The sequence below is a fragment of the Mycobacterium sp. genome (assembly GCF_035274705.1).
Classification (GTDB): Bacteria; Actinomycetota; Actinomycetes; order Mycobacteriales; family Mycobacteriaceae; genus Mycobacterium.
The window spans coordinates 1-23,005 of the sequence record NZ_DATENY010000012.1 but is presented as its reverse complement, the minus strand read 5'-3'; the positions used below and the strand labels follow the sequence as shown (position 1 = coordinate 23,005).

General features: G+C 64.8%; 22 protein-coding genes. 11 read left to right on the top strand and 11 right to left on the bottom strand.

The features are described from left to right. Window positions 1–112 precede the first annotated feature (112 nt). The 4 genes from VJV41_RS02420 to VJV41_RS02400 all read left to right on the top strand — a co-directional run bounded on the left by VJV41_RS02420 (window position 113) and on the right by VJV41_RS02400 (window position 6,656). Window positions 113–1,006 carry a mycobacterial-type methylenetetrahydrofolate reductase gene (locus tag VJV41_RS02420; protein ID WP_325330721.1) on the top strand — a complete coding sequence of 298 codons (894 nt, stop codon included), beginning with the start codon at window positions 113–115 and terminating at the stop codon, window positions 1,004–1,006. Beyond that, window positions 1,006–4,908, top strand: a complete 3,903-nt coding sequence (gene hrpA, locus VJV41_RS02415; RefSeq protein ID WP_325330719.1) for an ATP-dependent RNA helicase HrpA — start codon at window positions 1,006–1,008, stop codon at window positions 4,906–4,908. The genes VJV41_RS02420 and hrpA overlap by 1 nt, the downstream gene beginning before the upstream one ends. Before the next feature lie 103 nt (window positions 4,909–5,011). Then, complete coding sequence (locus tag VJV41_RS02410) at window positions 5,012–6,391, top strand: wax ester/triacylglycerol synthase domain-containing protein (protein ID WP_422656554.1); 1,380 nt, start codon at window positions 5,012–5,014, stop codon at window positions 6,389–6,391. Between the two features lie 97 nt (window positions 6,392–6,488). After that, window positions 6,489–6,656: a hypothetical protein gene (locus tag VJV41_RS02400; protein ID WP_325330717.1), complete on the top strand. Its 168-nt coding sequence runs from the start codon at window positions 6,489–6,491 to the stop codon at window positions 6,654–6,656. A 61-nt stretch (window positions 6,657–6,717) separates the two neighbouring features. Here the strand turns inward: VJV41_RS02400 and VJV41_RS02395 are convergent, their stop codons facing one another. Next, window positions 6,718–6,999 (bottom strand): hypothetical protein, encoded by a 282-nt coding sequence (locus VJV41_RS02395; protein WP_325330715.1) that lies wholly within the window; start codon window positions 6,997–6,999, stop codon window positions 6,718–6,720. 196 nt (window positions 7,000–7,195) lie between these two features. Here VJV41_RS02395 and VJV41_RS02390 point away from each other — a divergent pair, with 196 nt between their 5' ends. Genes VJV41_RS02390 through VJV41_RS02380 form a run of 3 tightly spaced genes read left to right on the top strand, consistent with a single transcriptional unit; the run spans window position 7,196 to window position 10,545 of the window. After that, window positions 7,196–9,034 (top strand): sulfatase-like hydrolase/transferase, encoded by a 1,839-nt coding sequence (locus VJV41_RS02390; protein ID WP_325330713.1) that lies wholly within the window; start codon window positions 7,196–7,198, stop codon window positions 9,032–9,034. A gap of 39 nt (window positions 9,035–9,073) precedes the next feature. Continuing rightward, window positions 9,074–9,352 (top strand): hypothetical protein, encoded by a 279-nt coding sequence (locus VJV41_RS02385; RefSeq protein ID WP_325330711.1) that lies wholly within the window; start codon window positions 9,074–9,076, stop codon window positions 9,350–9,352. 47 nt (window positions 9,353–9,399) lie between these two features. Beyond that, on the top strand, window positions 9,400–10,545 hold the full coding sequence (locus VJV41_RS02380) for an FAD-dependent oxidoreductase (protein ID WP_325330709.1): 1,146 nt from the start codon (window positions 9,400–9,402) through the stop codon (window positions 10,543–10,545). On the opposite strand, the gene VJV41_RS02375 is transcribed toward VJV41_RS02380, so the two are convergent. From VJV41_RS02375 to VJV41_RS02340, 8 genes are all read right to left on the bottom strand, one after another. After that, window positions 10,529–10,804: a long chain fatty acid-CoA synthetase gene (locus VJV41_RS02375; protein ID WP_325330707.1), complete on the bottom strand. Its 276-nt coding sequence runs from the start codon at window positions 10,802–10,804 to the stop codon at window positions 10,529–10,531. The genes VJV41_RS02380 and VJV41_RS02375 overlap by 17 nt on opposite strands. A 55-nt stretch (window positions 10,805–10,859) precedes the next feature. After that, window positions 10,860–12,101, bottom strand: a complete 1,242-nt coding sequence (gene lipE, locus VJV41_RS02370) for a lipase LipE (protein WP_325330705.1) — start codon at window positions 12,099–12,101, stop codon at window positions 10,860–10,862. Further along, the gene (locus VJV41_RS02365) at window positions 12,098–12,583 is read right to left on the bottom strand and encodes a peroxynitrite isomerase (protein ID WP_325330703.1); all 486 of its coding nucleotides are present in this window, start codon (window positions 12,581–12,583) and stop codon (window positions 12,098–12,100) included. Before VJV41_RS02365 ends, lipE begins: the two co-directional genes overlap by 4 nt. A 195-nt stretch (window positions 12,584–12,778) precedes the next feature. After that, complete coding sequence (locus tag VJV41_RS02360; RefSeq protein ID WP_325330701.1) at window positions 12,779–13,519, bottom strand: alpha/beta fold hydrolase; 741 nt, start codon at window positions 13,517–13,519, stop codon at window positions 12,779–12,781. 21 nt (window positions 13,520–13,540) lie between these two features. Continuing rightward, the gene (locus VJV41_RS02355; RefSeq protein ID WP_325330699.1) at window positions 13,541–13,756 is read right to left on the bottom strand and encodes a hypothetical protein; all 216 of its coding nucleotides are present in this window, start codon (window positions 13,754–13,756) and stop codon (window positions 13,541–13,543) included. Window positions 13,757–13,782: 26 nt separating this feature from the next. Next, complete coding sequence (locus VJV41_RS02350; protein ID WP_325330698.1) at window positions 13,783–14,454, bottom strand: response regulator transcription factor; 672 nt, start codon at window positions 14,452–14,454, stop codon at window positions 13,783–13,785. A gap of 1,314 nt (window positions 14,455–15,768) precedes the next feature. Continuing rightward, window positions 15,769–16,194 carry a hypothetical protein gene (locus VJV41_RS02345; RefSeq protein ID WP_325330696.1) on the bottom strand — a complete coding sequence of 142 codons (426 nt, stop codon included), beginning with the start codon at window positions 16,192–16,194 and terminating at the stop codon, window positions 15,769–15,771. Window positions 16,195–16,276: 82 nt separating this feature from the next. Then, window positions 16,277–16,678 (bottom strand): heme-binding protein, encoded by a 402-nt coding sequence (locus VJV41_RS02340; protein WP_325330694.1) that lies wholly within the window; start codon window positions 16,676–16,678, stop codon window positions 16,277–16,279. 383 nt (window positions 16,679–17,061) lie between these two features. Here VJV41_RS02340 and VJV41_RS02335 point away from each other — a divergent pair, with 383 nt between their 5' ends. From VJV41_RS02335 to VJV41_RS02325, 3 genes are read left to right on the top strand one after another with little or no spacing between them, the layout of a single operon-like run. Continuing rightward, window positions 17,062–17,475, top strand: coding sequence for a VOC family protein (locus tag VJV41_RS02335; RefSeq protein ID WP_325330692.1), 414 nt, complete (start codon window positions 17,062–17,064; stop codon window positions 17,473–17,475). Further along, window positions 17,472–18,317, top strand: coding sequence for a rhomboid family intramembrane serine protease (locus tag VJV41_RS02330; RefSeq protein WP_325330690.1), 846 nt, complete (start codon window positions 17,472–17,474; stop codon window positions 18,315–18,317). The genes VJV41_RS02335 and VJV41_RS02330 overlap by 4 nt, the downstream gene beginning before the upstream one ends. Window positions 18,318–18,364: 47 nt before the next feature. Continuing rightward, window positions 18,365–18,844 (top strand): GtrA family protein, encoded by a 480-nt coding sequence (locus tag VJV41_RS02325; RefSeq protein WP_325330688.1) that lies wholly within the window; start codon window positions 18,365–18,367, stop codon window positions 18,842–18,844. Between the two features lie 160 nt (window positions 18,845–19,004). On the opposite strand, the gene VJV41_RS02320 is transcribed toward VJV41_RS02325, so the two are convergent. Both VJV41_RS02320 and VJV41_RS02315 read right to left on the bottom strand, forming a co-directional pair. Further along, entirely contained in the window at window positions 19,005–20,333 is a 1,329-nt protein-coding gene (locus VJV41_RS02320; RefSeq protein ID WP_325330686.1) for an NAD(P)/FAD-dependent oxidoreductase, read from the bottom strand. Then, entirely contained in the window at window positions 20,333–22,231 is a 1,899-nt protein-coding gene (locus VJV41_RS02315; RefSeq protein WP_325330684.1) for a potassium transporter Kup, read from the bottom strand. The genes VJV41_RS02320 and VJV41_RS02315 overlap by 1 nt, the downstream gene beginning before the upstream one ends. Before the next feature lie 112 nt (window positions 22,232–22,343). On the opposite strand from VJV41_RS02315, the gene VJV41_RS02310 reads away from it, so the two are divergent. Next, window positions 22,344–23,005 (top strand): alpha/beta hydrolase (locus VJV41_RS02310; RefSeq protein ID WP_325330682.1); only part of this gene is annotated, 662 nt, incomplete at its 3' end.

Genomic DNA, 23,005 nt, shown 5'->3' with positions numbered 1-23,005 from the left:
CCGGCCGCACAGCCGTCGACCCCGGCCGGTATCGTAGGGCTCCCGGCGAAGTGCGATACGTGGCTAACCTAGCCGCGCCCGGGAAGCCAATCGTCCAATGAGGAGTAGCCGGTTGACTCTCAACACCGTCGCGTTCGAGCTCGTACCGCCGAACGCGGAACACGGTCGGGAGCAGGCGCTGGAAGACGCGCGCAAGCTGCGGCGGTTCTCCGCCGAAGCCGGCCTCGACGGCCGGATCGGGCACGTGATGATCCCCGGCATGATCGAAGAGGACGACGACCGTCCCGTCGAGATGAAGCCGAAGATGGACGTCCTGGACTTCTGGACGATCATCCAACCGGAGCTACCGGCGGTGAAGGGACTGTGCACCCAGGTCACCGCGTTCCTGGACGAACCGTCGCTACGCGGGCGGCTGACCGAGCTGCGCGACGCTGGATTCGAGGGCATCGCCTTCGTCGGCGTGCCCCGCACCATGAACGACGGTGAAGGCGCTGGCGTCGCGCCGACCGACGCCCTCTCCATCTATGACCAGTTGGTCCCGAATCGCGGCGCGATCCTGATTCCCACGCGCGACGGCGAGCAGGGCCGGTTCAAGTTCAAGTGTGATCAGGGCGCAACGTACGGCATGACCCAGCTGTTGTACTCCGATGCGATCGTGGGCTTTTTGACCGAGTTCACGAAGACGACCGACCATCGGCCCGAGATTCTGTTGTCGTTCGGTTTCGTCCCCAAGGTCGAGACCCGGGTGGGTCTGATCGAGTGGCTCATTCAGGACCCCGGCAACGCAGTCGTCGCGGACGAGCAGGCATTCGTCAGACGGCTTGCCGAAACCGAGCCTGCTCAGAAGCGCAAACTCATGGTCGACCTGTACAAGCGCGTCATCGACGGCGTCGGCGAGCTTGGCTTTCCGCTGAGCATCCACCTTGAGGCCGCGTACGGCGTGTCCGCGCCGGCCTTCGAGACGTTCGCGGAGATGCTCGACTACTGGTCGCCACCAAGCGTCTAGTGCCTGGATCGTCCACCGACGAGCTGCGCGCGCTGCGTAGCCGCCTCGACGGCCTGACGATCCGCGATGCCGCCCGCCTCGGCCGTCGGCTCAAGAATCTCCGCGGCAACGCCGCACCCGAGAAGGTTCAACAGCTCGCTGAGCAGGTGGCCGTCGCCGAGGCGCTGATCGCCACTCGTCAGGCCGCCCTCCCGACGATCACCTATCCGGACCTTCCGGTCAGCCAACGTCGTGACGAAATCGCCAAGGCGATCAACGAGCACCAGGTGGTCGTGGTCGCCGGTGAGACCGGCTCGGGCAAGACCACGCAGCTGCCCAAGATCTGCCTCGAACTCGGCCGCGGCATCCGCGGCACCATCGGCCACACCCAGCCGCGACGTCTCGCCGCCCGCACGGTCGCTGCGCGCATCGCCGACGAGTTGGGAACGCCGCTCGGTGACGCAGTCGGCTATACCGTCCGCTTCACCGACCAGGCCAGTGACCGCACGCTGGTGAAGCTGATGACCGACGGCATCCTGCTCGCCGAGATCCAGCGCGACCGGCGCCTGCTGCGTTACGACACACTGATCCTCGACGAGGCACACGAGCGCAGCCTCAATGTGGACTTCCTGCTCGGCTACCTACGCGAGCTGCTGCCGCGCCGACCCGACCTCAAGGTGGTCGTTACCTCAGCGACGATCGAACCGCAGCGTTTTGCCGCGCATTTCGACGACGCGCCGATCGTCGAGGTGTCCGGGCGCATATACCCGGTCGAGATTCGTTATCGCCCACTGGAAGTCGTGGTTTCAGCTGGTAACGACGAGGACGATCCCGACGACCCCGACCACGAGATCGTTCACACCGAGATGCGTGACCAGACCGAGGCGATCGTCGACGCGATTCACGAGCTTGAGCATGAACCTCCGGGTGACGTACTCGTCTTTCTGTCCGGCGAACGTGAAATTCGCGATACCAGTGAAGTATTGCGCGATCTCAAGCACACCGAGGTCCTGCCGCTCTATGCGCGACTTCCCACCGCCGAGCAACAGCGAGTGTTCCAGCCGCACACCGGCCGTCGCGTGGTGCTCGCCACCAACGTCGCCGAGACGTCGCTGACAGTGCCGGGCATCCGCTACGTCGTCGACCCCGGCACCGCACGCATTTCGCGCTACAGCCGCCGAACGAAGGTGCAACGCCTGCCGATCGAACCGATCTCGCAGGCATCCGCCGCGCAACGCGCCGGCCGATCCGGACGGGTGGCACCGGGCGTGTGCATCCGGCTGTATGCGGAAGACGACTTCGCGTCGCGGCCCCGCTACACCGACCCAGAGATCCTTCGCACCAATCTCGCAGCGGTGATCCTGCAGATGGCGGCCTTGCAGCTCGGCAACATCGAAGACTTTCCGTTCCTCGACCCGCCTGACAATCGCAGCATCCGTGACGGCGTGCTGCTACTGCAGGAGCTGGGTGCTTTCGATCAGCAGGGCGCCATCACCGATATAGGTCGGCGCCTTGCGCAGCTACCCGTCGACCCGCGCCTGGGCCGGATGATCCTTGCCGCCGACGCCGAAGGCTGTGTCCGTGAGGTGCTCGTGCTTGCCGCCGCGCTGTCGATCCCTGACCCGCGCGAGCGTCCAACCGACAATGAAGAAGCTGCACGACAAAAGCACGCCCGGTTCGCGGACGAACACTCCGACTTCATCTCGTACCTCAATCTCTGGCGCTACCTCAGTGAGCAACGAAAAGCTCGCTCGGGCAACGCGTTCCGGCGAATGTGCCGCGAGGAGTTCCTGCACTACCTACGCATCCGCGAATGGCAAGACCTCGTCGGCCAGCTGCGCAGCATCGCGCGCGACCTCGGCATCCGCGAAGCCGACGAGCCCGCCGACCCCGCAACCGTGCACAGCGCGCTTTTAGCCGGACTGCTGTCGCATATCGGTGTGCGCGAAGGGGATTCGCGCGAGTACTCCGGCGCACGCAACTCGAAGTTCGTGCTCGCTCCCGGTTCGGTGCTCACAAAGCGGCCGCCGCGCTGGGTCGTCGTCGCCGACCTCGTCGAGACCGCCCGGCTCTACGGGCGGATGGCGGCACGTATCCAACCGGAGGCCGTCGAACGCGTCGCCGGGCATCTTGTGCAACGCAGCTACAGTGAGCCGCACTGGGATGCACAGCGCGGCACCACCATGGCCTACGAACGGGTGACTCTCTACGGCCTGCCACTCGTGCCGCGCCGCAGGGTCAACTACGCGCAGATCGAACCGGCGCTCGCGCACGACCTGTTCATCCGCCATGCCCTTGTCGAGGGCGACTGGCAGACCCGCCACCACTTCTTCCGCGACAACGCCCGGCTGCGTGACGAATTGGCCGAGATCGAGGAGCGCGCCCGTCGCCGCGATCTGCTCGTCGGCGACGACGAGATCTATGCGTTCTACGACGCCCGCGTCCCAGCCGAGGTCATTTCCGCAAGGCACTTCGACGCATGGTGGAAAAAGCAGCGGCATCGCACACCCGAGCTGCTGACGCTCACCCGCGATGACCTACTTCGGACCGAGGCGGACGCCGACCAGCCCGACGCCTGGCGAGCGGGTGACCTGTCGCTGCCGTTGAGCTACCGCTTCGAGCCCGGCGCCATCGACGATGGTGTCACCGTGCACGTACCCGTCGAGGTGCTCACGCGCCTCGGCGGCGACGAGTTCGCCTGGCAAGTTCCTGCCCTACGTGAGGAACTGATCACCGCGCTCATCCGCGCGCTGCCAAAAGACCTGCGCCGCAACTTCGTTCCCGCACCGGACACGGCTAGAGCGGTTCTTGCCGAATTGCACCCGGAACAGGAGCCACTCTTGGACTCCCTGCAGCGCGCCCTTCAGCGACGCACCGGTGTGCTTGTCCCGATCGATGCGTTCGATCTCGACAAGCTGCCGCCGCATTTGCGGGTGACCTTCGCCGTCGAATCCGCCGACGGGACCGAGGTGGCCCGCGGCAAAGACCTCGAGTCGTTGCAGGAGCAGCTTGCCGGGTCGGTGCGACGCGCCGTCGCCGAAGCGGTCGCGGGAGACCTGGAGCGAACCGGACTCCGAGATTGGCCGGACGACCTCGACGCGCTACCGCGGACCGTCGAGCGCAGCAGCGGCGGACACACCGTGCGTGGCTTTCCTGCGCTGACCGATGCGGGCGCAGCGGTGGACGTGCGCGTGTTCGCAACAGAAGTGGAGCAGAACGCCGCGATGCGGCCCGGCACGCGGCGGCTGCTACGGCTGGCTGTCCCGTCGCCAGCCAAAACCGTTGAACGCCAGATCAACCCGCGGACACGGCTGATGCTTGGCACCAATCCTGACGGGTCGCTTGGCGCGCTGCTCGACGATTGCGCCGACGCCGCGGTGGACACGCTGGCCACGACGCCGGTGTGGACCCGCGCCGACTTCGCGGTGCTGCGCGCGAACGTCGCCAAAGCTCTCGTGCCGACGACGCTCGACATCGTCGGCCGCGTCGAGAAGGTGCTGAACGCCGCACACGAGGTCGAACTCGGTCTTCCCGCGACGCCATCGGCCACCCAGGCCGACGCGATCACCGACATTCGCGAACAGCTCGCCAGGCTGCTGCCGAATGGCTTCGTGACGGCGACTGGGGCCGCCCGGCTGGCCGACCTGACCCGCTACCTGACCGCGATCGCGCGGCGCCTCGACCGTCTGCCTCACGGCGTCGCCGCAGACCGCGATCGGATGTTGCGGGTACACGCGGTGCAAGACGCGTACGACGACCTCGTGCGTGCCCTATCGCATGCACGTGCGGACGCCGCCGATGTCCGCGACATCGGCCGCCAGATCGAGGAACTGCGAGTGAGCCTGTGGGCCCAGCAGCTCGGCACCCCTAGGCCCGTCAGTGAGCAGCGCATCTACCGGGCGATCGACGCCGTCCACGTCTGAAGCCATCTTTCTGGCCGCGAACGTTCCGTACCGCTCGAAATTTCGCCCGATTCGTCGAGCGGTAAGGAACGTTCGCGGGTGCGCGACAACCTATCGTCAGAGCGTGGATTATCAGGGTCCCGAACAGCTCTCTGAAGACGACGCTCGCATCCTCAGCGTCGAATCTGACGTCATCACCGGCCACACGCTCAAGCTGATCATCCTGGAACCCGGCACAGCGCTCGATATCGACGGGCTGAAACGCGCAGTGGCGAAGCGGCTCGCGACGCAGCCCCGGGCAACCCAGCGAGTGGATACCTCTGGGCCGCAACCTCGCTGGGTGAAAGCGGCAGACTTCGATATCAGCCACCACATCCGGCGACCGACGACTCCGGAGTGCGTGTCGCAAGAAGACTTGTGGCGGACCGTCAGCGGCTTGATGTCCGAACACCTCGACCGCGCGCGACCGTTGTGGACGTTCGACGTCATCGGGCCGCTCGGCGATGGCCGGGAAGCCATCGCGGTTCGCATCCACCACGCGATGGCCGATGGCATCGCTGCCGTCCGCTTCCTGCACGCGGTGCTGTGGGATCCACACCCTGAACCTCCGCCTCGTGCGCAACCGGGACTCCGACCCGCGTCGCCGGAACCTGACCGGCTGGCCGAGGCGTGGCGGATGCCGGGCGCGATCTTGCGTGAACTCGGCCACCCCGGCTCCCGCTCGCCATTCGACCGCCCCATCACCGGGGCGCGCGAACTGGCATTCACGGTGGCGCCGCTGGCCGAGTTGAAGGCGATCGGCGCTACGCGGCCTGCCCACGCGACAGTCAACGACGTGCTCCTCGCGACGATTGCAGGCGGGTTGCGCGACTGGCTCGGTGTCAGCGCGGCGACAACACCACACCTGCACGCTCAGGTTCCGGTCAGCCTGCACCACCGCGACGAGGCTGCCGGCGACCTGGGCAACCGTGATTCGTTCATCAACGTGGATCTGCCATTGGCCGAGGCGGATCCGCTCGCGCGACTCGACCGCATCAGTGCCGAGACCAGTCAACGCAAGGAGCTCGGTGACGCTGAGGAGCTATTCGACCTGTTTCACGCCCTCGGACGGCTGAAGCACATCGGCGACGCGGTGCGACGCCTTGCCGGCAGCGGGCGCGAGTTCAGTGTCTCGATATCGAACGTCCCGGGCCCCGCCGTTCCCGTCGGCGTCGCCCGGGCGCCGGGTGCAACACCTGTTCTCCTCATCGGAGCCCGCCGTTCATCACGCGCTGCGCATCTCGGCGATCTCGTGCGCAGGCGACCTCGGGATCGGGTTGTGCACCGATCCGCAGGCCCTACCCGACGTCGCCCGGCTGGCGCAGGCCATCACGTACGCCTACGACGAACTGCGCAGCGCAGCGATGCGACCGTTTGCGTGACTGTTGCCTCGCGCACACCGCAGAGTGCGGTTCGAGTGACTGATTCCTGCCAATCGCCGATCAATTACTGCCATCGGAATTAATGCTCTGACCTCTGTGTTTGGACACGCATACCGGTTTGGAAAACCACCAAACCGGCCGACATGCCATCCGAAGGACAGAGAAAGAAGAAGGCATCAAATGAAGAAGTTCGGATTTGCCACCATCGTCGCCAGCGGTCTGGCCGCCGCGATCGTCGGCTTCGCAGGCCCCGCTCAGGCGGGCATCGATCACCACGATTGGCTGCACGACATCCAGCCGCAGGTGACTGTGCCGCAGGTCGACACCAGCGTCCAACAGAGCCGCTGACACAAGGCATGACAAGAGGGGCGCCCGCAGCGGGTGCCCCTCTTCTCATGCGTGGACTACCTCAGTCCGACAGACAGAGGTCGAAGAGGCACAACCCCGGTGCCGGCGCTCCCCACGGCGGAGGAGGCGGTGGGGGCGGCGGACCCCACGCCGGTGGAGGTGCCCAGCCGACCGGCCCACCCCAGCCCGGCCCGTTCCACGGTCGAGGTGGCGGCGGTCTCCAATCAGTGGGTACGGCGGCGATGCCCGGGTCTGCGTTAGCCACACCGGCACCGAGTGCCAGTCCGCCGGCGGCGAGACCACCGGCAATCGCAACGCTTGCAATAACTTTCGTGGATTTCATTGCCTCAACTCCGTTCTTCGTGGTCAACCCCAAGTTATTTAGCGGAGTTAAGAATCGGCTATGCGTGCTCGTAGGGTTGGCTGGCGACCAACTATGCCGAATCGCATTGCGCGGCCGCCTCATAGACCTACGATTGGTCGTCAACGATCGGGTGCCGGGGCGGGGGGATCGTCATGATGAGCTTGACGACTATCGCGTGACCGAACAATCTGAGGGCCCACCGTCACCGGAGAACCCTGGCGAGCCGCCGACGGGCCGGGTTAGTCGGCGGCACCTGCTCGGCGGCGCGGGCCTACTCGGTATCGGTGCCGCCGCGGGCGCTTTGGCCGCCACCGCCATCCATGGCAGCGGCGCTAGCGACAAGCAGCAACCCACCACCGGCGACCACGGCAGCGGCGGTCGGAGTGGCCCCGCGGAGGGTCCGCCCCGCAGCGGCCCGTTGAACGTGATTCTGATAATCCGCGACCAAACACGATTCGACTTGCCGGTCGCGGCTGGTTACACCACCCCCGCACTGGATCGATTGGCGAAGCAAGGGATCAGCTTTCGCAATCACTACGTCGCCTCAGCGATGTGTACGCCGTCGCGGGCGGCGTTCTTCAGCGGGCAGCCGCCGCAGGTCAACGGGGTGTTTGATCAGATGGAGACCGGCTGGGTGCCGAGCTTGCGAAAAGATGAGCCCAACATGGGTTCGATGATGAAGAAGCTCGGTTACCAAACCGCGTTTTTCGGCAAATGGGAAATGGATCTCGACTTGATCCCGCCGAGGCCGACGGTCAACTACAGCGAAGCGTTGAAGCCCTATGGATTCGACATCTATCAGCCCGACGGCGACAAAACGGGCCTTCCCAACCAGGGCTACCACACCGATGTATACACCGGGAGCGAAAGCGTGCGCTGGCTGCGAGCCAACGTGCCGAAGCTGCGCGAATCCGGGCAGCCATTCTTCATGGTCGTGAGCTTCCTGAATCCCCACGACATCATGTACGCCGACGCCAACGTGCCCGGAACTCCCCAAGTGCAGAAGGCCGTCTCGAACGATGCAATCGTGACGCCCCCGAACAATTCGTTGTACAGCACGCGGTGGAACACCGATCCTTCAGCGACGATCCACGAATCGCTGTCAGCGCCGGGGATGCCAGCGGCGTTGGCGGAATACCACATCGGTTGGGAGGGTGCGCTGGGCACCATTCCCACCGATCGTCCCGATATGTGGCGGGTGTTCAACGACTACTACCTGAACATGATCCGGGACACCGATCTCAGCCTGCAGCAACTCGAAGATGGTCTAGACGAGTTGGGACTCTGGCAGGACACGGTCATTCTCTTCACCGCAGACCACGGCGAGATGGCCGGCGATCACGGCGGCATCCGCGGCAAGGGTCCGATGGCATATGAGGGCAACGCCCACGTGCCGTTGATTGTTGTTCATCCCAATTACCCCGGCGGCCAATCATCAGATGTTGTCACGAGCCACCTGGATCTGATGCCGTCGTTACCCGGGCTGGCGGGGGTGCCCGAGAGCAAGCGGCGCGAGGCCGTTCAAGGATTGCCAGGCCACGACTTTGCGAGTGTCCTGGCTACAGCTGAGACCACCGATGTGCACGCCGTGCGGCCTGGGGCCCTGTTCAACTACGTCGGTCCCTTGACGATCGATTCAAACTACTGCCTGGCCGCGATGACACAATTGCTCAAGGGAGATCCGGCGCCGCCGTTGACCGACCTTCAACCGAAGCTCCACAAACGCGGATTCATGAGTTTTGTCTTCGACGGCAGATATAAGTTTGTGCGCTATTACGCGCCGGCGACCTTCAATACCCCAGTCACGCTCGAACAAATTCTGCGCGACAACGACGTCCAACTCTTCGACCTGAAGAACGACCCGCTCGAGACGCACAATCTGACGGTCGATCCGGATAAGAACAAGGATCTGATACTCCGCATGAACGCGTTGCTCAACGACCTCATCGCCAAGGAGGTAGGCAAGAACGACGGCGCCTTTCTGCCAGACGCGATCCGGCCCGAGATCCGGTGAGGCGGAATAGCCGCGACGCCGTGTCGGGTTGGCCACGACATGACCTTCGACCCGCACACATTGCTTGCCGAGACCCGGCTCGGTGTCCTCGCCACCATCAAGAAGAACGGTCTGCCGCAGCTGTCGCCGGGCAGCGTCACGCTGACTGGGCCGGCCGCCGACCCGCACGGTCCGGAAGTGGAAGCGCTGGTGGACTACTACCGCAGTGCGGCAGGCGAGCATCCGGACTGGGACGAATACCGGTCGGTGATGGTCTCCGACCGCCGCGTGCTGATGGCGCTGACGGTCGACCGCGTATACGGCGAAAAGATCCGCTGACGCCAGTTAGTGTCCTAGCGGCGACGAACGTATCCGGGAGGTCGGCGGTGAACCGAAAGCGCGTCGTCATCGCCGGTCTGGGTGACAGCGGCCTGCTCACTGCGATCCGGCTGGCCCGCCACTTCGATGTTGTCGGAATCTCGGTCAAGCCGGCTCTGGTCAGCGGTCAGGAACTGGGCTTGCGAATCTCGCGCCCCAACGACTGGGCCCGCGACAACTGGATCCCGTTCGACAGGTTCCGCGGTCTCGATCGTGTGCGCACGGTGCATGGCACGCTCACGGGCCTCGACCTCGCAGCCCGTGAGGTGTTTGTGGAGCAGGCGGACGGCGCGACACGGACCGAGTCTTATGACGCCATGATCATTTCCACCGGCGTGACGAACGGGTTTTGGCGACGACCCACTTTGCAGTCGGCCACAGAGGTCGGCGCCGACCTCGCTTCCGCGCACGACCGCCTGGCCGCCGCCGATTCGGTGATCGTCGTCGGCGGCGGCGCCGCAGCGGTAAGTAGTGCCGCCAACATCGCGATCGCCTGGCCCGGCAAGCGGGTGGACTTGTACTTCCCCGGCGATCGCGCCCTTGCGCAACACCATGCCCGGATATGGGCGACGATTCGAAAGAGACTCACCGATGTCGGCGTGGTGCTCCATCCCGGGCACCGCGCACTGCTGCCCGACGGTTTCGCCGGCGACGAGATGACCGGCGAGCCCGTCGAATGGAGCACCGGGCAGCCGCCGTCGTCCGCCGAGGCTGTGCTCTGGGCGGTCGGACGGGTACAACCGAACACCGGGTGGCTACCACTGGAGCTTCTCGACGAACACGGATTCGTCCGTGTGACACCGGAATTGAGCGTGCCCGGTCACCGGGGTATCTTCGCGGTCGGTGATGTCGCCGCGACGGACCCGCTTAGAAGCTCAGCCCGCAACCGGGCAGACGGCGTTGTTGCGCACAACGTCCGTGCAGAGTTCGAAGGGCGACCGCTGCGCAGCTTCCGTGCGCCGAAGCGTCGCTGGGGTTCGGTGATCGGCATTCAGTCCGACGGCCTTGAAGTGTTCGCGCCCAACGGCCGCGCCTTCCGGTTCCCCGCATGGTCGATTGACCGGGTGCTCATGCCGTGGGTTGTCAGATGGGGTATCTACCGCGGAGTGCGCGAGAACCGCCCGGACGTCCGGCCAGTCAGTCGCGAACGTTGACCGTGATGTAGCCGATCGGAATGCCGGTTCGCGCGGCGATGTACTTGCGCGCCACGACCTCGACCGTGACCCGTCGGCTCGCGCGCGTCTCGCCGCCGATCTCCGGGATCCGGATAACCCAGCCGCTGACTTCCGGGCTGATGTCGATGTCGAAGCACTGACCGGCAGTCAGACCCGGCACATTGCGAACGGAGCGCGCTGTTCGGCCGATGCGGTGTGACTGCGCGGAGAACGTCCTGGAAGCGGACTGCGTGGGCATTGATTTCTCCTAGGCGCGCCGACGAACCGCGCGCAAGCGTACTGCTGTTCGGGTCTCAACACCTAATCTGTGGAATCTCGGCTGCGATGCGGTCCAGCAGCGCGGGGTAGCGATTGGCCTCGCGATGCCGGCCGGGCTTGCCGCTGCTGATCAACCCAGCCGCGAGCTGCCGATCCGGGTCCGCCCAGACCGCGATGTTGACCAACCCAGTGTGTCCGAAAGCCGCTGCTGCATCGCGACCGAACGGCCCGAACCGCTTCGATCCCAGCATGTATCCGGTGCCCCATCGCAGCGGCGCCAGACCCGTCGCGAGATCCGGCCGCAGCCGTCTGCATTCCCTCGTGGCGGCGCGCAGGGTGTCCGGGCTCATCACCCGAACCCCGTCGAGCTCGCCTCCGCGGCGCAGGATCTCGGCAAAGCGCGACAGTTCGTCCGCGGTCGACACGGTGTTGGAGGACGGGACGACACCTGTGAGGAACCGGGCGGTGTTCGTGAACGGGATGATCTGGTGTGTCGTTCCGCCGATCGCCGTGCGAAAAGCCGCCGCGATCGGCGGAGGCAGTGGCTTACCCGTCGCATGACTCGGCGCCACCTGAGACACGTCTTCCTCGGCCACGCCGTAGTTGGTCCACCGGAAGCCGAGCGGGTCGAGAATCTCGGCGGCGAGGATGTCGCGGATATTCTTTCCCGTTGCGGCCGAGACGATTTCGCGGACCAGCGGGCCCCACGTCAGCGCGTGATAGATGTGCACCAGCCCCGGCCGGTAAAGCGGCTTGAGCTGACCGAGCATCTCGCGTGCGTACTCGCTGTCATCCATCCGCTTGAGATCCGGGCGCGGCCCCGTGGCAAACGGAACGCCCGCGCTGTGCGTCATCACGTGCCGGATCGTGGTGCGGTCCTTACCGTGACTGGTGTAGCTGGGCAGGTAGTCGCAGACGCGATCGTCGAGTGAGAAGCTGCCGCGTTCGACGAGCATGTGCACGACCGTCGTGGTGATCGCCTTGGCCGCCGAGTACACGCAGAACGGCGTTTCGGTTGTGACAGGGACCTTTTCCGCGTCGGGCGGGTCGGTGGGTCCGTTACCCCAGCCGTGTCCGATCGCGCGGTTCAGCACCACCTTGCCGTTGTGCCGCAGGCACAGCTGGATCGCGGGATGCATCCCCGCCTGATACCAATACCGCGCCGCCTGCCAGATCCGCTCGATCACGGCCGGGTCGATGTCCGAATGGTCTTCTTCGCTCACCGCTGTCACCGCGTCGAGGTCGGTCGGGACGCGGATTGTGCCGTCCTCGGTCATGCGGGCATCCTGTGCAACGTCGCGCTGAGGTGGTGTTGCAACGGACGGCCTACCGCCGCCATCCTCAGCGTGTAGGTCAGTTCGTCACCGTCAATGCGAATCGAACGGCACAGGGCCGAAACGTGTTTGGCGGAATCCGACAGACCGATCACCGATGCCATCAAGTCCATGTTGATCGTCGTCTCGCCGACGGAGAATGTGCCCTCTTCGATTTCGGTGACACCGGTTGGATGAGCCAGAATCCATTCGACCCGGCCCGGCGACGGGACTCGAACGTATCCGGTCTCGCCGTGCAGGGGACGGCCGTCATCAGTGGCTTTCGTGCGTTGGCTATAGGTCAGGAACGGCTTTCCGATATGAGCGAAGATGATCTCCTCGACGTAGTCGAAGGGCTCGATCGTCGGGTACTCGCCGGCGCCTTGACCCGACCACGTGCCCAGCAGTGGAGCGAGAAGAGCGACATCGGGATGGAGGTCGGCCACGCCCCTCAGATTACGGCCGCGCACCGACGGCTGGGATCCGCACATCCGCATCCCCAAACGCGGCTAGGGCGGTCTTGCCGGTCTTATCGTGGACATTTGGCCGCCCGAACCGGAGGTCGGATGCGGAGTGCGACGTTATGCCCGACTTGCGCACCGCTAGGGCTGGCGTCACGAGCGATGAAACGGTCTCAGCTTTTAGTCGAGTGTTTCCCAGAACCGGGTGAGCGCCGCGGCGCCGCGAGCCGGGTCTTGCACCAACCACCAGTGTTCCAGTCCGTCGAGCACCTCCGTGTGGGCACCAGCTCGTTCAGCTGCGCGACGCCGGATTTCCTCGGATCCGACGTATGAATCCTCGCTGGCCAGCAGTGAAAGGCCGGGACGGGCCCGAGCGTTCTCCAGCGCGCGTCCGACTTCAGCAGCCATCTGCCGTGCCGAGCGGTACAACGAGAGGACAGCCCGACCCATCTCCGGCCCCTGGGCTTCAGCCATCGACGTTGCGATGTCCGTCGGTAGGTACGCGGACCACTGGGCGGCGCGATCCTCGACTGTGCCGCCGAACATCGCTTCGACCAGCTGCTCTCCCTCACCGGGGGTCTGCCATACCTGGGCCAGATCATGCCAGACGTAGTCGGGGTCGAAAATTCCGACGACGTCGCTTGCCCAGCTGCGCACCAGCTCGGGTCGATGCATCACCACGTTCACCACATGGAGGCCGCCCCAGTCGTGCCCGACGAGATCGACCGGTTCATCGATGCCCTCCAGCTCGCGTTCGAGCCAGTCACGGTAAGCGAGGTAGGTCGCCGGGAAGCCGTCGGGCAGTGGGGCACCGAATCCCGGCGGGGACAACCGCAGCACATCGTCGCGCCCGAGAGCTTCGACGATCGGGCCCCAGATCGCGTCTGTCTCCGGATTGCCGTGCACCAGAACTACAGTCATGAACGATATCCTCGCACCGCGTCACGGCAGGCCGGGCGGAGTGGTGCCCGTGGGAGATGATCGCGACGTGGCTCCGGCGGGCTGCGAGCATCGGCTGCGCCGCGCGTCGCCGATCGCTTCCTCGTTCGACAACGCTGTGCCTTCGGCCCAGGAGGTCTCGAACTCGTTCTTGCTCAGGGTATCTCGACCCGCGAAGATCTTGACCTCGTCTTCATCTTCGAGAACCTTCAAGCGCACGATGCCTCTGCTAGCCAGCAATTGGACTAGTTCCAGTGACCATCCTCGTTGTCCCGACTAGCGCGGGCGAGCGCCGCCGCCTGGGCCCGCGTGCTCACACCCAGCTTGGTCAAAACACTGTGCACATGATTCTTGACGGTGTGAATTGCAATGCATAGTTGAGCCGCGATATCCCGATTGGATAGGCCGAGTTCCAACATCGTCAGGATCTCGACCTCACGGGCGGTCAGATCGAGTTCCTTCATCGGTTGCCGAGCCGATGCGAGTGCCGACAGCCTCCGCAGCAAGATTGCAGAGACGCGCGGCGAACATGGCGAGTCGCCCGCAGCAACCCTTCGTACCAAGAAGAGCAACTCTTTCACGGAGTCTTTGCGCATGTGATAGCCGGCCACACCCGCTTCGGCACAGGCCACGATTTCTGATTCGTCGTCCTCGGACATTCCCAGCACGATTACCCGCACGTTCGGGCTCAGGGCCAATGAGTGTCGCAGCAGCATTGCGTAGTCGCGGGCCGCCATGTTGAGCAGGATTACTCGTGGCATGGTGTTCTCGATCGCCGCGATCAGCGAGGATAAATCCCACGCAACGCTGGGGACGTGCGCCCCATGCGCCGCGATCACGCCGGCCAGGTAATCGCGTGAGAGGGTGGAGTCGTCGACGATGAGTACTTGCGTGTCACCGATGATTTCTTGACTCACTGCGAGGTCGCGGGCCAACTCGGATTTATCCCCATTGGCAACAGGTGGGTCCCAAACAAGCGGCTGGCGCCCGGCCGGCGATGACGTTCTCCAGTCTCGCGGCCCGCGTTGACCTGCCCCGCCGACAGGGAAGGTCGCTTCACCGACTGAGTCGACGGGCAACCCCTCGCTGCCAGCGATCGGCGGACCACTGCCCTTATCAAGCACAAGTGTGCCGGCGCGATGCTGGTCTACCACGACACCAGCCGGCTTGAGCCCCGGTGGCGCGTGACGGCAGACCACTCGCGCGCGGCAGCGCAACAGGCTGCCCAGCCACGTCGAGGAGATGCTTTTGAATGCGCGTTGATCATCTGCGCCACGGCTGGACTCCCGTCTGCTGCTCAGCGATACCGTTGGTCAGCGCTGCAGGCAAGGCCGGTGATCCGTGTGCTGACCGCCCCGTCGTCCCTCGTAAGTTTCCTACCGCGCGATTCTGCTTACGTGAGCGTAATTGTTTGCCATAAAACCCACAATTTGAGGCATCAGCAACCTACGGACAAGCTTGCGTTTGAAAGTAGATTGGTTTGCCGGTAGCCCTCGCACCCCAGACGCGCGAACGACATGTTCTACCTAAAGCGCTGGTTGCTATGCCCTGCAAGTGGATTTCTATGCGTTTACTCGACTGTGAAGTTTCGCCTTGTGGCCTATGGTCTCTCAGCAAGACAACACTGATGTGGTATGGCATGGACCTTGCAGAACGGCCCTATGCTGCTGCTGGCAATCAAATTAGTTAGCGTTGCGAAAGTTTGCCAAATTTGCAGCTGGTGTACAGGTAGCGGTCAGTGTGGGCCAAGGATCAAAGCCGACGGGGCATATCGCTGGGTAGCGGAGATCCGTCAATCTCATTTTTGTGCTGCACCACTTCATGGTTGGTGGTCGGTCTCGGCCCTCGACGTCGTCGCGGGTTCGCGCCGCGTCGCCGACGTCCAAGGTCGACCGGCCGTCCGAATCTGCCGCACCGTCCGCCGACGAGTGGCCGGCACGTAGGCCCGGCATCAGAATCCGGCGCTGGCATTTGCGCCGCGGCACCGAACTCTCCCCGTGGCAGTCAGTGGTACGACTCACGGGGCGCAGTACCGTTCGGATCGCCTCGGGCTACCGCCCATATCGGTCGCCTGATTGTGCGTGTGTACGACGATCAAGTCCGCGAAGTTGTTGCGCTCGACGAAATTGCCGAGACTTGAGAACTTGCGCTACGGCCACACTGCCGCTGCGGCCGCGCTATCGGAGCGGTGACTGAAGTGCCGAGTCAAACGTCCGTGAGCGCACGGCCGACTACCCCGTGCCCGGCGCGGGCGGTGCCGGGGGCGGCCGGAGGATGAGCTGCCCGAGCTGTCCGAGGATGCTCTGCGGGCCGGGTTCGGCGGGCAGGGGAGCGTCGGTCTTCTGCCACGCCTGGCACTCATTGGTCGTGAACGCCGTGTCGGTGGCCTCGATCTGCACGACTTGCGGCTTCTTGGAGAGCGCGTTGTCGACGATGGTGCTGCCGTTGACCCGCTTCCAGTAGCAGGCTCCGTCGCCGACAGGACCGGCCGAACTGTAGACACCCGGTTCGATGTCCTTGCCGACGGTGTACGTACCGTCGGCGTCGATGGTCGTCTTCGGCGCGGGCGGTGGCGGCGGATCGGCGTGAGCGATCCCGGCGGACGCGACGCAGCCAGCGAGAATCACCGTTGCAGCGGTTACTCGCGTCGCCCTCATAGACACCAGGGTAACGCTAAGGCTGACTAACGAAAACCCGCCGCCACAGCACGGGCTGCATCGGCGGGCCATCGTGGCGAAATCAGCCGGCCATGAACTCGTTGTAAGCCGACTGAAGGTCGCCGGGCAGCACCGCGACGTTGCATTGGCGCTGAACGTCGCCGATCGGCGCCAGGATCCCGCGCAGGGCGTCGTACTCCTGAGGGTTGGCGGTGAAGTAGCCGCGCAGAGTGGCGGCCGCCTGCGGACGCGGTTGCGCGAATGCCGCCGTCACTGCCTGGTTGGCACCGGGGTGGCCGTCCAGATAGGCGCGCGCTGAGCCGGTCGTCGAGCTGACGGTGTTGGCGAGCGCGCTGGCGGTGCATTGCTCGGGTGCCGCCGACGCCGTCGGTGCGGCGATGGTTGCTACGGCGAATCCCCCAAGCAGTCCGCTGGCACAGACGCCGACGATTGCCCGGCGCGCAGAGATACTGCTGAATGTCATGATCATTCTTCCTTCAAATTGCGAATCGGTCGCTGTTTCCCCGTCCCGAATTCCAAAGTAGCCGAGGACAAATGGCTACCCGCCGGCGTTGAAGCAGAGGCGAACGTAGAGGCAGAAGCGTTACACCCCGTTGTCGTGATTTAAACCTCAAATCCGCCGAATTCCGCTGAGCGGTCGAACAGATCGTCGCCGAGATCTTGAAAACTCTCAGAATTCGCTGTGGTGCCTTAATTGATCGTGATGTCGATGGTGATCGAATAGTTACGAACGCCGGCCGCAACATGTCCATCCAACGAAGGACATGCCGGCGCCGACCGCCTGACGTAGTGCCTCGGCGCAGTCCAGTGATACTCATAGGCCAGACACCATCAACACGAGATGAGGTGGCCGTGCGGCTGGATCTGCTCACCCCCGGCGTGGAGGTCGGTTTGGTGACGACGAACCTCGATGCGATGGTCGCCTTCTACGAGGGCTTCCTGGAACTCGAGTTGCAGGGCGACGTCGAATTCCCAGGCGGTTCGCAACGCCGCTACACGCTGGGCAGCGGGGTGCTGAAACTCGTCACGTACGACCCACCTCCGGCCGAGCCCGTTGCGGCCGGCGGCGGGCGGGCTCAAGCGGGCATCCGGTACTTCACCATCGGGGTGAAGAATCTGCGCGATGTGGCCGCCGCCGTTGACGCCTCCCACTACCAGGTGGTCGAGCCGGTCACCGAGTTCGCCCCCGTGCCCGGTATGGGCTGGATGTTCATCGCCGACCCGGACGGCAACTGGATCGAACTTTTCGGAACGCTGTGACGACCCCGACAACGCCGGCCTGCTACCGGCATCCCGACCGGGCGACGTATGTGCGGTGCACACGCTGCAACCGCTACATCTGCCCGGAATGCATGCGCGACGCGGCCGTCGGCCACCAATGTGCTGAATGCGTCAACCATGGCGCCAAGACGGTACGGCAACCGCAGACCGCCTTCGGCGGGCGTCAGCGATCGGCTCCCGCCGTCACCTATGGGCTGATCGCCATCAACGTCGCGATGTTCGTACTCCAGACGGTGTCGACAAACGTCCAGGGCGAGCTGGTGCTGTGGTCGCCCGGCGTGGCGCAAGGAGATCTGTACCGACTGCTGTCGTCGGCGTTCCTGCATTACGGCATAACGCATCTGCTGTTCAACATGTGGGCGCTTTATGTGGTCGGTCCGCCGCTCGAAATGTGGCTGGGCAGAATACGATTCACGGCACTGTACGTGATGAGCGCGTTGGGTGGCTCGGTGCTGGTGTACCTGTTGTCGTCGTTGACGGCGTCGACGGCGGGCGCCTCGGGCGCGGTGTTCGGCCTTTTCGGCGCTTCCTTCGTGGTGGGCAAGCGACTGAATCTCGACGTCCGCTGGGTCGTCGGGCTCATCGCGATAAACCTGGCCTTCACATTCGTGATCCCGTTGATCAGCTCGCAGAACATCAGCTGGCAAGGCCACATCGGTGGGCTGGTCACCGGCGCGGTGGTTGCCGCGACCTACGTGTATGCGCCACGGCAGGGCCGCAACCTGATCCAGGCGGTGGTGACGGTGGCGATCCTGGTTCTGTTCGCGGTTCTGATCTGGTGGCGGACAGACCAGCTGCTCGCCTTATTCGGCCTGAGCTGAATCCGCGCCGGACGTTTGCCCGGTGCTCACGGACCGGAAACCTGATCATGTCAGCGTGGCTTGTGCGCGTCGACTCCCGGCCACGTTCGGTCGAGCGGTTCCATGACTTCTGCGTCGTTGCGGTCGCCAGGTTGCCGTTCGGGCTGAATTCCATTGTCGCGCCGACTTTCCTGGGCTTCGCATTGCTCAACGGCGCCACGTTCGCGTTCGATCTGCTGCTGCTGACGGGTCTGCGCAGCGGGCTGGGACTGCCGTTGGCCGTCGCTGTGACATTGGCCTACGCATGCGCCTTCACGCTGAGCTACTTCCTCAACCGGACGCTGAACTTCCGTTCACACGCCGCCGTCGGACCGCAGTTCGCCGTCTACGTCGGGGTGGTTGTGGTGAACTACCTGGCGTTCATCCTGGGCGTGTCCAGCGTGCTGTCTGCCGTCGGCGTCGAATACCACCTCGCGCGGATCGTGGCCGGCGCCTGCGAGGCCGTGTACATGTACAGCGCGATGCGGTGGGTGGTCTTCCGGCGCTAACGCGTCGCCGGCGAGTGGCGAGACCACCGCGCGTACACGCTCACCAGTGCAGGCCTGTCCCGTTGGGCCTGAGCGAGGGCAAGTGGACCATCTTTGTGTCACCTGGTCACTGGGCGACGATCGAACTGGTTGCGGGCAAGGCGCGCGATGGCGACGACGACTAGCCGGCGTGCCACGCCCCGATCGTCATGCCGGGCGGGCGTGCCCGTCCATGCCGAGCTTGGCGCCGGGCGTCGGCTCCGGCGGTGACAAACTCACCGAGGATCGAAGCGATCTGACGGGGCTCGTCGCGCAAGGCACGGGCGGTCGCACGCAGCGCCCGCAACGGCGTCATCAGCTGCGATGGGCGGACCTCGTGGTTGAGCACACGGAACAGCGTCAGCGTGGCCGCGGCGTCGGCGGCAACGTCCTTCATCAGGCCCCTGGTCAATGGCGTCGCGAAGCCCGGCGCGCCCATAGTTGTTGCAAACCAATACATCTCGTAGGCATCATGGTCGCGCCACCGCCACCACCGATGCATGGCCGTGTCGGGATCAGACTGGCCGAGCCCCTGTTCGATCGCCGACGCCAGCCGCTCGGCCTGCCGCAACGCATCGGCGATTCCCTGGCCCGGCGAGAAGTCTTTGAAATGACCGGCGTCGCCCACGAGCACCCAGCCGGGTCCTGCGGCCTGCCGGAAGTACCCATACCAATTGGTCAGCACCCTGATCGGGCCGATGCGGCGCGCACCTGCAACCACATCGGCGAGCTCTGGCCACATGCCGATGCCGGCGGTGAAGTTGGCGTCGCGGTCAGCGTGGAATGAGGCTTGCTCCGAGAAGTTCAGCGTGACGGCCGCCATGTAGAGATCTCCGTCGGTCGGGCTGGCAAGGTAGGCCAGCTCTCCGACGCGGCCGAGCATTGCGCGTCCGCTCTGCTCGGCGACGCCTTCGTAGTACGCCCACGCCGGCATCCGGCCCGGCGGCGTTACGTGATATTCGGCGGCACCGACCGATGAGGCGACCGTCGAATGGCGGCCATCGGCGCCGACGACCAACTGCGCGGCGATCGGACCCGCGTCCGTCTGAACGCCCGTCACCTGCCCGTTGTCGGTGATCAGACCTGTGACACGCGTCCCCGTCCGGACGGCCGCCCCGGCTTCCGCGGCGGCCTCGACCAGCAGCACGTCCAGCGTCACCCGTCGCATGCAGATCGCCGGCCGCTCGCTGATTGTTTCGTCACCCGGGGTCTGGATGCGGACATCGTCGGTGACCAGGACGACTTCGTCGAGCTCGGCCGCCCCCGCCGCCAGGATGGTGTCAAGAACGCCAAGCCGGGCCAACACGTCCACGCCACACGGCTGGATGATATGGGTCGACGGGGTGTCGGAGGGAAACCGCGCGCGGTCGAGCAGGCACACGCTCAAGCCTCTCCGCGCGAGCATCGCCGCCAGCGGGGATCCCGCGCAGCGGGCACCGACGATCACGACGTCGAATCGCTCCATGGTCATTAGATCTCGATCCGCGAACCGATCATTACAGTGCGGTCGAGCGGCAGGCCGAAGTAACCCGCGGCGTCAGCGGTGATGTAGGAGGTCGCGATGAACAGCCGCTTGCGCCAGGCGGGCATCGTCGGTTTGCTGCCCGCGCACAGTTCGAGCTGAGACAGGAAGAACGACGCCCTGTCGACGCTGATCGGGCCCTCCGTCTGTGCCGGGTCGATAAGCCCAAGTGCCCGTGGGACATTCGGCCGTTCCATGTAGCCAAAGCGAGCGACGACATGGAATATGCCGTCGCGGGAGTAGCCCAGGTCGTCGACGGTGATTCGATCGGAGTCCGGTACCCGCGGCACGGGTTCTGTCACAAGCCACACGATCACCGCATGCTTGGCCAGCGCATGGTTGTGTTCGACGTTGGCGCGCATCGCCAACGGTGTGGTCCGCTTGCCGCGGTTCAGGAACACCGCGGTGCCCGGAGTTCGCACCAGCGCAGGCTTTCGGTCGCGCAGGCTCTCGACGAACCCGCGTAGCGGACCTTCAGCCTTCTCCCTTGCCTCGGTGACGATTTCGCGGCCGCGCTGCCATGTCGTCATCACGACGTAGGCAACGATCGCGATCAGCAGCGGCAGCCACGCGCCGTGCACCAATTTGGTCAGATTGGCCGCGAAGAACATCAGGTCGACCAGCAACAGCACTCCGCCGCCGCCGAGCACCAGCCACAGCGGCCACGCCCATCTGGTGCGGGCGTAATAGAAGAACAGCGTGGTGGTGATGGTGATCGTGCCGGTCACCGCCATGCCGTACGCATACGCCAGAGCGGCCGAGCTGCGGAACGCAAAGACCAGGATCAACACCGCCACCATCAGAAAGCCGTTGATCCACGGCACATAGATCTGCCCGATCGTCGAGGCTGACGTGTGTTCTATTCGCAACCTCGGCAGGTAGCCGAGTCCGGCCGCCTGCGACGCCACGGAGAATGCTCCGGTGATCACCGCCTGTGACGCGATGACTGTGGCCATGGTCGCGAGCAGCACGATGGGAATTCGCGCCCACTGCGGAGCGAGCAGGAAGAAGGGTGCGCCCAGCGCCGACTCGTCGCGCAGCACAAGTGCGCCCTGTCCGAAGTAGTTCAGCGTGAGGGCAGGCAATACGACGCCCAGCCAGCCCAATGTGATTGCACGGCGGCCGAAATGGCCCATATCGGCATAGAGTGCCTCTGCGCCCGTGACGGCAAGTACGACCGCGGCCAGGGCGAAGAATGCGAAGTGAAAGTGCTCGACGACGAAAGTCAGTGCACACGTCGGGGAGAGCGCCTTGAGTATCTCAGGGTTGTCGACGATGCCGTTCACGCCGCACGCCCCGATGGTCACAAACCAGGCGATCATCACCGGCCCGAAGAATCTCCCGACGGTCGCGGTGCCGTGCCGCTGGACGGAGAACAGTGCGACGATGATCACCGCCGTTATCGGCACGACGAAATCGGCGAAGCCGGAGTCGACGACCTTGAGGCCTTCGACGGCGGACAGCACCGAGATCGCGGGAGTGATCATGCTGTCACCGAAGAACAGTGAGGCGCCGAACAATCCCAGTGCGGACAACACCATCGTGGTGCGGCGTCCCCGCTGCCCGGTCCACCGGCGCAGCAGCGAAATCAGCGCCATGATTCCGCCCTCGCCGTTGTTGTCGGCCCGCATGACCAGCGTGACGTAGGTCAGCGTGACGATGGTCATCACCGACCAGAACAGCAAGGAGACAACGCCGTACACATTGGCCGGGGAGACTGGCACCGGGTGCGGGTCGTGCGGATTGAAGACGGTCTGGAGCGTGTAGATCGGACTCGTCCCGATATCACCGAAGACCACACCCAGCGCGCCGATCACGATGGCCAAGCGCAGGGGAGGGGTTTGCATTCACTGATCTTCGCCGAGTGCACGCTTGTTTGCCGGTGATCTCGACGGATGCATACAACAACCGTGGATTCGGTTTAGATGAGTTGTGCGGTTACTCGCGACGCTACTGATTGTGCCGGTTGCGCTTGGCGTCATCGGCACGTTCCTCTACGACGTGCCCTACGTCGGCCTGGCGACTGCGTATGTCGCGTGGTACCTGCCGTGGCTGATGGTTGTCACGCTCGTCGGCGCGGGCATCGCCCTCTACCGCTTGTGCCGGCGGCGAGATCGCTTCTCGGCCGCATTGGTCATCCTGGCCGTGGCGACACTCGTCGGCGCATCAGTGATCGTTGCGCGCATGACAGTGGCGGTGGAACGTGCAGGTGCCGACATCGATCTACTCGACACATTCGGTATCGGGCAGACGAAATGGGCGCCGCCCGACGCAGAGCCGATTTACTCGACGTTCGACGGAGAACCGTTGCGGCTCAGCGTCTATCGACCGCGAGGAACGTCATCGCACGCCCCCGTGCTGGTGTACATCCACGGCGGCGGTTGGATCGCGGGCGACCGAAGCGCCCACGGTGCCGACCTGCGGTGGTTCGCCGATCAGGGGTGGCTGACAATCGGCGTCGACTACGCGCTGTCCTCCAATGAACGTCATCTGTGGGACCTGACCCAAGACCAGATCGGCTGTGCGCTGGCATGGATCGCCGATAACGCGTCGACGTACGGCGGAGACGCCTCGCGGCTGTCGTTGTCCGGTGACTCCGCGGGCGGAAACCTGGCCATCAA

Excerpts from the sequence above, each read along its gene's own strand:
- VJV41_RS02375 (WP_325330707.1), bottom strand. The coding sequence starts at position 10,804 with ATGCCCACGCAGTCCGCTTCCAGGACGTTCTCCGCGCAGTCACACCGC.
- lipE (WP_325330705.1), bottom strand. The coding sequence starts at position 12,101 with ATGACCGAGGACGGCACAATCCGCGTCCCGACCGACCTCGACGCGGTG.
- VJV41_RS02340 (WP_325330694.1), bottom strand. The coding sequence starts at position 16,678 with ATGACATTCAGCAGTATCTCTGCGCGCCGGGCAATCGTCGGCGTCTGT.
- VJV41_RS02395 (WP_325330715.1), bottom strand. The coding sequence starts at position 6,999 with ATGAAATCCACGAAAGTTATTGCAAGCGTTGCGATTGCCGGTGGTCTC.
- VJV41_RS02320 (WP_325330686.1), bottom strand. The coding sequence starts at position 20,333 with ATGACCATGGAGCGATTCGACGTCGTGATCGTCGGTGCCCGCTGCGCG.
- VJV41_RS02345 (WP_325330696.1), bottom strand. The coding sequence starts at position 16,194 with ATGAGGGCGACGCGAGTAACCGCTGCAACGGTGATTCTCGCTGGCTGC.
- VJV41_RS02400 (WP_325330717.1), top strand. The coding sequence starts at position 6,489 with ATGAAGAAGTTCGGATTTGCCACCATCGTCGCCAGCGGTCTGGCCGCC.
- VJV41_RS02360 (WP_325330701.1), bottom strand. The coding sequence starts at position 13,519 with ATGACTGTAGTTCTGGTGCACGGCAATCCGGAGACAGACGCGATCTGG.
- VJV41_RS02325 (WP_325330688.1), top strand. The coding sequence starts at position 18,365 with ATGTCAGCGTGGCTTGTGCGCGTCGACTCCCGGCCACGTTCGGTCGAG.
- VJV41_RS02385 (WP_325330711.1), top strand. The coding sequence starts at position 9,074 with ATGACCTTCGACCCGCACACATTGCTTGCCGAGACCCGGCTCGGTGTC.
- VJV41_RS02315 (WP_325330684.1), bottom strand. The coding sequence starts at position 22,231 with ATGCAAACCCCTCCCCTGCGCTTGGCCATCGTGATCGGCGCGCTGGGT.